General features: G+C 41.8%; 4 protein-coding genes. All 4 read right to left on the reverse strand.

The window, feature by feature from the left end:
* Positions 1-2: 2 nt before the first annotated feature.
* The 4 genes from cas8c to B7C60_RS16290 all read right to left on the reverse strand — a co-directional run bounded on the left by cas8c (position 3) and on the right by B7C60_RS16290 (position 8,361).
* Complete coding sequence (gene cas8c / locus B7C60_RS16275; RefSeq protein WP_099612545.1) at positions 3-1,970, reverse strand: type I-C CRISPR-associated protein Cas8c/Csd1; 1,968 nt, start codon at positions 1,968-1,970, stop codon at positions 3-5.
* Positions 1,967-2,671, reverse strand: coding sequence for a type I-C CRISPR-associated protein Cas5c (gene cas5c / locus B7C60_RS16280; RefSeq protein ID WP_099612546.1), 705 nt, complete (start codon positions 2,669-2,671; stop codon positions 1,967-1,969). The genes cas8c and cas5c overlap by 4 nt, the downstream gene beginning before the upstream one ends.
* 31 nt (positions 2,672-2,702) lie before the next feature.
* Entirely contained in the window at positions 2,703-5,177 is a 2,475-nt protein-coding gene (locus tag B7C60_RS16285; RefSeq protein WP_099612547.1) for a CRISPR-associated helicase/endonuclease Cas3, read from the reverse strand.
* A gap of 487 nt (positions 5,178-5,664) precedes the next feature.
* On the reverse strand, positions 5,665-8,361 hold the full coding sequence (locus B7C60_RS16290) for an EAL domain-containing protein (protein ID WP_099612548.1): 2,697 nt from the start codon (positions 8,359-8,361) through the stop codon (positions 5,665-5,667).
* Positions 8,362-8,574: the final 213 nt, after the last annotated feature.

Consider the following 8,574-nt stretch of genomic DNA (forward strand, 5'->3'; position numbering starts at 1 on the left):
TCTTAAACTGTTTCTTCTAAGTTTTCTTGAACTTGTTCGTCATTCACTTTCTTAACCCATTGGCCTTTCTCTACTTTATGAGTTTCTAGCCACATCATTTGGTTGTGAAAACCAAGCAAAAATTCAGGGGTCAGTTTTTGGTTTGAGGTAAAGTCGGCAGGATTAAACCTATCGGTTATTTGCATAAGCAGTGCTTTTGTTGCGTTGTCGTATCCTTGGTAGTTATTAAACAGTCTTTGCTGATACGGTACTAAGGCATTGCTGATGTTTAGCCACGTTGAAGCGGGTCTATTCACAAATTGCGTCATAAAACGCTCTGCCGTGGTTAAACGATTTGCTTCACTACTTGAGAGCGCCACTTTTTCAATCTTGTTAGCCACCGCCAGTAAACGACCAAACAAATAGTCGCGACTGGCATTATCTTGTTGTAATGCCATTGGGTATTCCTTTTGAATAGTTGAATGGGTTGTTCGGATGTAAAAACCTTTGATCAGTGAGCAGGCAATACCTAAATTTTGCAACCAAAGCCAAGTTTGATCGGATTTATAGGCAACGCGGTTAATTGCACGGTGAAACGCACTGTGCATGATGTCTTGAGGAATGGGTTTACCCTCAACGATACAGGGGTATAAACGGGTAATGAGGTTTTTCTTTAAGGTGTCAGCAGATTTAAGTACATCACCATATACACCATCAAGCACTCGAAATAAGCTCGGGGCACTATAAACCCATTGCCACTGTTCGTTTATTTTGACTCGCTGCTGCCAACCCAGATCGAGCTGCCACTGCTCTAATCGCGCTAAAAACTCTTTGGCTATAGTTTCACGGTAATACAAAATACCCATTCGTCCGGGCGTCGCAGAATCTAGCCCGAGCAGTGCAATTTGCTCATTGTCATCCAACTGGTTTTTCGTTTTTATACCGTTAAAGTAACGCTTTAATTGATTGGCGTAAGCTCGACCTAAATCCTGTGTATGATCTACGCTATCTGTTTCTTCTAACAAACTGGCAAAGTCACTGAAGTCTAGTTCGGTAGGCTTTGGAACTTCTTTGCCTGATACCGCCCAAGCTAAATAAACTTGATCGCCATTTCTAAAAACACTTTGCTTAGTTAACAAACAACGCAGTGCATTGTGCGCTTTTTGTGTCACTTCAAAACTAATGTTACAAGCCTCTTCATTGGATAAAAAACGACCTCGAAAGGTATAACCGCTTTTATCGTTGGCAGAGATTAATTTAGCTTTATCACCACTATGACGTATCTTCGCTGGGTGGTTGCTCGCAGCCAGTTTTTCTTCACCAGTGGCGTAGCACATGGCTGTGCTATCACCATTTTGGCTATCAAAAGCAATCCAGCTTTGCTGGATACTTGGATCAAGCCAAGTTTTTGATTGTGGTTCACCAGGAGTTTCTACACTCCAACAAACTAGCGCAGAACCTTGATCAAACAACCCTTTTTCTTTCGGCAGGATTTTTAATAACGCAGGAGCTTCACCGTCATCTTGCCACTTCGTCAGCAAGTGCCCATCTTGTTCATGTAGCACATTTTCAGCGACTAAGTCTGCAACCACAGTGCCTTTCTCTATGTATTGGTAGACAGCACGCACTGCTGGGTGGCCATGCTCTGAGTCACACCAAGCTTTTAATTGCGCTTGATACAACTCAAAGCCAGACTTTTTAATACCACCGTAATCAGCGTAATCTTTCGCAACGTATTGAATTTTATCTGCCAATGCATGTGCACATAAACCGCTGCTTCGCCCTGCGGATTGTTCCGTTGCAGATAAGACTATTTGCGCTTTTTCGAGTACTTCAGCACGAACAAATTCACCTTGATTGTTTATCACAATATGTATGTGGGCATTTTGAAGGGTATGACAAATCGGCATCACTTGCTGTTCAAATGGCAGCATCTCATTGAGCTTTTCAAGCTCATCGTAGGTTTTATAGAGCGTCGTTAACCAAGTCATAAGATACTCTCCGTTTGCTCAACACCCTGCAGATTTTGTTCAAGCTCAAAACGTTTTGCGTCCATTTTTCTCACGTGACGCGTTACTGGGCATGCTGTTACATGAGGATATTCAATGACGCCGTTTTTCATTACCCCATGCCAGAATCGGCTAATTAGTTCGTTGTTGCCTGTTTCATCAGGGTAACCAAAACTATGGAACATTAAGCCAAAACCCAGCTCATCAATATCATCGTAAGCCCCTTTGCCCTCCCCAAAAACACAAGGTTCAACATAAGCTTGGCAATCGCGGGTACCTAGAAAAATATCTTGTCGTCCGCCTTTTTCCAGCATGCGGTTAGCAATGGCAAAATGCTTACCGTCAACACGGTCTTTCGCTAATTCAGGTCGGTGTTCATTCCACTCAAAATGGGCTTCAATTTGGTACTCAACGTCATGTAAAAAGGTGTAATACGCCAAAGTATTACCACCTCCCCAGTTCAACGGCTTTGTTCCTTTCGTTTGGGTACGCAGTGGTTTTATTACCCTGACTCTATCAACATGCCAAATAAGGGTTGGTTTCCAGTAGATGGATTTTAAAATCCCTTTAATCGCCTCGTAAGTAGGAATGTGGTAAGTACACTTTTCACCTCCCACTTTCGTTATGGGGTCAGTAAATAACGCATACCTGCCCCATAATCTAAAACTAATACTGTTTTTCACATGGCTCTCCTTGTTAAAAACATGGTTGCATTTAAAAAATTAAATCTTGCTGAGTATTTGTTACTTCTAAGCTCAAACCAAAATCTTGACTGTAAAATTCTTCACTTAAATAAAACACAGCTTCGTCTTGAGCTATTGGGTACACCGCCTGCTGATCGGTGAGTTTTTGCCATACATTAGGGAAAATATTCACACTGTACTTTTGTGCAGCCTTTAATAAGCCGCGGTAACTTGCCGCATCAAAGCGCTTATCAAGCGCACACAATTGTGTGATTATGCTTTGCGCTTCTTCATTAAATGGCACGATCACGGAATGCACAGGTGCATCAATGGCTTTAAACTGTTTCGCGGCAGTCATGAAAGACTGTCTCAGTGCAAACGGTGTTTTATTGATATTTCTTTGATTACTACTTAGCAAGTTAAGTAAGCTTTGATCTTGCTTAACCGGATAGCTCATCTCTTTATGGCGCTCATAAAAGTAGTATTGAAAATATTGACTCATTGCTTGCGGTTTAAGCAGCTCTTGTTCGGTAAATTCGGTGAATATTCGGTTTGAAGCAGCAATGCCTGTTTTAATATCGTGTAGCATACCGACATTTTCTTCGACAGGGTTAAGCACGAACACATGCCCCCTTTTTTGTTTGCCATTTCGATTACAACGCCCAGCAGCTTGAGCGATTGAATCAAGGCCAGCGACAAAACGGATAACGCAGCCAAAATCAACATCAACACCTGCTTCAATAAGCTGAGTACTGATACATAAAGTGGCCAACCTGCCTGATAACCGCGCTCTAACTTCATCTAGAATTTGCTTGCGATGAGCCGAACACATGCCCGTACTTAAATGGAATATTTTCGTCCCATCAAGAACTTGACTTTGCAATGCTTGAAACAGTTTCTTTGCCCAAACTTTGGTATTTACAATCACCAAACAGCTTTGTACCGCTGATAATTGCTGTTGTACTAGTTCAGTAATTTCGACCTCATTCCAACCCTCTTTTTTGGTAACGTTTTTTATTCTCACTCGTTCTAGCTGTTGATAAAGCTTTTCAATATTAGGGGTTAGTTCATTTTCTAGCGGTAATTGCAATTCGCCAAACGGCTTGATTTGTTCGGGTAACTGATTGAGTAAAGGCTGGGTCGCGGTACACATTACCGCCGTGGTGTTACAAAACCGCGTTAAATAGTTAATGGTGTTATTGAATAAATGAACACAACGAATAGGGAGTGTTTGGATTTCATCAAACACCAGTATCGCATTACTAAGTTGATGTAACCGCCTTGACCCACGCGTACCGCTTGCAAACATACTTTCAAGAAACTGTACCATGGTGGTGAGCACGATGGGCTTATCCCAATTTTCGCATGCCAGTTTTGAACGCCACGTTTGTTGCTCTGGCTCCAAATTTGAATGGTGCTCTAATACCCAATCATCTGAGTCTATTTCACCCAAAACTTCACGAATGGCATTGGCATTTTGCTCAATAATTGAGGTAAACGGAATGATGTAGATGATCCTATCAAGATTATGTTTTTTAGCGTGATGCAGTGCAAAGCGCAGGCTAGCGTAAGTTTTTCCACCACCCGTTGGGACAGTCAAACTGTAAATGCCTGTTTCACCTTGTGCGCGATTAAAACAGTTGTCTGATATTTCAGCACGAATATGATCGATGGGATTGACTGGCTCAAACTGTGCAATAAAGCTTTCAATTTGATCGCAAGCAGACGCCCAATTAGGTTGCTTAAAACGCTCAGGTTTATTGCTTGGCTGCTCAAAGTCGGCACTATCAATTCGGTCGGCATCAATTAGGCAACTAAACAACATTTTTGTAAACATGCCAAGGTAGTAATCATGCTCAATAGCTGAAAGTCCGTATCGATCAAACATACTTTTAAGGTTGCAGCTGCTTTTTAAAAGAAATTCAAAACTTGCGAGTGACTGCGCCTGTGAAAGTAAATCAGGATCTGCGTTTTTAGTGCATTCTTTTTGATGGGTTAGTTCATCATGCTTTTTAATCCGGTTTGCAAAAACGTTTTCATTTTCTGACAAGCTATCAATCAACCCGCTGTGGTGCGAGGCAATACACAGACTTAGTGCTTGAGCAATGGCTAACCCGTAAGGAATAAGAGTTTGGTCTTGTTGCTGTAAATGATTTAGATGAGGCAACAGTGTATTAATCACCCATTGTGCACCTGCACTTGAGTGGTCAATTTTCCCCTTTAAGCTTTTGCTGCTTGAATTTTCAGAACTCCCCTCATCATTATCTGGGTTATAGCCCGTTTGCTCTGCAATAATCAGCCGCATGTAAACTTGAAATGCTCTGCTGTATTTGCCAAAGTCATGCATTAAGCCAATCAGTTGCCCTTGTTCGGCAAAACCTATTTTTTCAGCAAGCCTGCCAGCTAATTCGCTCACCGCTGTTAAGTGAGCATAAACGCTTTGGTGGTGTCCTTGCTCACTATCGGGATGGGCTATATAAAATTCACTCGGGTTTACTTCATTCATCAGCATCGCTCCCACGGTGTCATATTTTCGATAAAAGGATGGCAAGTTAGCCGTTCAAACTTATATCGGTCGTAACTTCTCTCTTTCATAAAGCTCCAAAGGGGAAAAGAGCTATAGTGATTTCTGGGGATGGGAAGAAATGTAGTGCAATCAGTTGATTTATCTCACCAGCTCACGAGATAAGGAGCGCACTGCATAGATAAGCATAATAGCGCGACAGAGCAGCACAAACCAAAGGCCTCGTTAAATGAACGTTTAAAAATGAGAGCTAAGCCGTTGCAAGCTCAAGCAACGGTGAGGCTGAAACCCAGTAACACCAAAAACTTCGGTCGCCAAAAATCACCCTAACCACAGTCTTGAAGCTGATAAGAAAGGTAGAGTCGAGCTGACGAAACAAGAGCGGATTCAAACGACCGGCTGATGTTATCCATGGCGTAATCGCTTAGGATCTGTTGATATTAGTTCTAATACAAAACAGAGCGTGGCGTTAATTTAAGGGGAATTGTTTAAAAGCTTGCTCTTTACTCATTGGTTTATAAAAATAGTAACCTTGAATTTCATCAATATTCCAAGCGGTTAATGTTCTCAGTTGTGATACACTTTCAATCCCTTCTGCCACGGTCGTCATGCCGAGTTCTTGTGCCATATGGATAATATTTCTGATGATACTTTGGGCCTTACTGTTAGTTTCTAAACCATCAATATAAGATTTGTCTAATTTCACAATATCTAATGGGAAATTACAAAGCGAACTAAACGACGAATATCCGGTACCAAAATCATCGAGTGCGAGTTGAACTCCTAAGGCTTTAATGGTTTTCATCCGATGAATGATATCGTCTTCCGCTCCTAATAAAATACTTTCCGTCAATTCAAGAACCAACTGGCCAGGAAGCAATTGATAAGCCTCGATCGCTTTTTGGAGTGTTTCGACCAAGCTGTTATGGTGAAAATGTGGGCTAGATATATTGACATGAATCGTTAAACGCGATGAAGGGGTTTGGCCCATCCGTTGAAAGTGTTGGATAAATTGACACGCTTTATCAATAATTTGCTCACCCAATTCGACGACCAATTTGCGCTGCTCGGCTAACGGAATAAATACTGCTGGCGAGATCATACCTAAGGTCGGATGCCTCCAACGTGCCAATGCCTCAAAACCAATTAATTGCTCAGTAGACGCTTTGACTATCGGCTGATAATGTACGGTAATTTCACCATTTTTTAATGCCGATATAATATCTCGATTAAGCACTAATAGCTCTTGCGCGCGGGTAAAATGTTCAGGTTTAACCTTAACGACGGATGAGTAGGCACTAGAGCCATGCGTGACTGCATAAAACCCAGTATGTGATAAATTTTCAAAGCTCTCAAAATCCATGGCGGAAGATAATAGCGCGCCTTTCAAACCTATTTCACATTCAATATCTTCTAAGGTGATCTTTTGCCGATATTCCATTAATATCCGGCCACCTTCCGTTTCTAAATACTGAATTGGCTCCTCAGCACAAATCATAAACTCTTGTTCGCTAATTCGGCCAATTTCCAGCTCTGGGAAAAACTGTTTCAACGTTGTCGCTAAATGCTGCACTAGCCGATCGTAGTAATCATGGCCATAGACTTCATCGATCTCTTTTAAGCGTGAAGCATACAGATACAATACATTAAACGGAGGCCCTTGCTGCTGAATACGTTGATGAATTCGCTGGATGAAAGTTTGTCTATTCAGCAAACCAGAAACAGGATCTCGCTGCTTTAGGGTTTCAATGATTTCCGCCTGGCGTTTTTGTTCACTGATGTCTTTTATCGATAATAGGACAGATGTATTTTCGTCATCGTCTAGCAACGCAGCTTCAACAGAGCAAGCAATGTCTGTTCCGTCGTAACGCTTCAGGATCGTTTCAAAATGGCATTGCGCTTGATTTATTGATTGGTATAGCGGCTCTATCCCACACTGTTCTGTTTCGCAGCCACAAATGGTACTCAATGGCTGGCCAATCAGCTTGTCACGTTGATAACCCAGTAAAATCAGCACGGTTGGACTGGCATCGACAATCACTTTATCAGTCAACAAAATCATCCCGACGCTATGACTATGATAAAGCGCGTCAAATTTTTGTAAGGTTTCTTGTAGCTTTTCTTCTGTTTGCGAAGAAGCATGGGCTAGTGTTTTTACCCATTGCGTAATACGGTCAAACTCGTCGGTATGTCGGCTTCTTTTGGGGGCCTCAACGGTACTCAGTAAATTTTTCATGCCTTTTTCGAAGTAGCTAAAGCGTCGACTCACTGTGACCCAAAAAATACCGTACATAATGCAGGCAATTGCGCTCGTGACGATGAGCATCACTACAATGAGTAAAATAAACACACTTTTCGCCCGCTGAAAGTAAATTCTCGGTTCAGTGGTTTTTAAAATCGCGATAGTATTATTGAGACGGTCCGTGATGAAGCTGTGATGAGTCAAATGTTGGCCCGTGCGTTCAATCAGGCCGTGATCATGCTCATTTTGTTGAGGCGATAACCAAAACGAGAGACTTTGATCGTCGATTAATAGTTGATTATCGGCCATTAAAATTCCCTCATAATGCTGAGGAAAACGATTTGTTAAGTTTTGCCCCCATAGCATCCAACCGACCGATTCAGTATTGCCTTCACTGTTTCTTACCGCCGTCAAGCTGACCACCCATAACTGTTGATCGATTCGAACTAAGCTTGCCATACTGGTTTTTTTAGCATCTGGCTGAGTGTTCATGTGTTGCAAATAAGAAGAGATAGCCTGCGCTTGCAATAACATTTCAGCTTGTTTTGCCCCATCATTGGTTTGATTATAGGCCAGCATCAAGGAGTAATTAGGCCGAATAAAAGCCATCAAATCTAAGCTCAGGGCACTTAATCCCTCTGGAGTTAAGTTTCGTTCAGCATACCCGGGATCTTGGTCGGTTAGCAGCCTATAGGACTCATCCCAATATGCCCAATCATAGGATGTATCTTCTTGCCTTTGAACTAAAGACTCAATCACCGATAAAGCTTGATGACTAGCGCGATGCACTTCTATGTTCTCTAACTCATCAAGGCTATAGAGAAAAAAATACCGCGTCAGCAATAAGCTACTCAGGACAACACCGATTAATCCAAGCGCGAATAGCAACGCGGTTTTAATTTCTAAGTTAATCATTCGAAGCATTGCGGAGAACTCATCAACGTTATCGTTATGAGTACGATACTAGTGGTTAAGGCGAATAAATAACATGATCTTATTCATACATATATTATCAGTACTGATACGTTGTCCATTTTATGACCTCACAGGTAGAAAAATACGCTGAGCCCCACTTCATCAGCTTTATAAGAATTTGAGCCCTATAAGAGCTGGTTTATTTTTCAAATACCAAATTAG

The organism is Vibrio fujianensis, from assembly GCF_002749895.1.
GTDB lineage: Bacteria > Pseudomonadota > Gammaproteobacteria > Enterobacterales > Vibrionaceae > Vibrio > Vibrio fujianensis.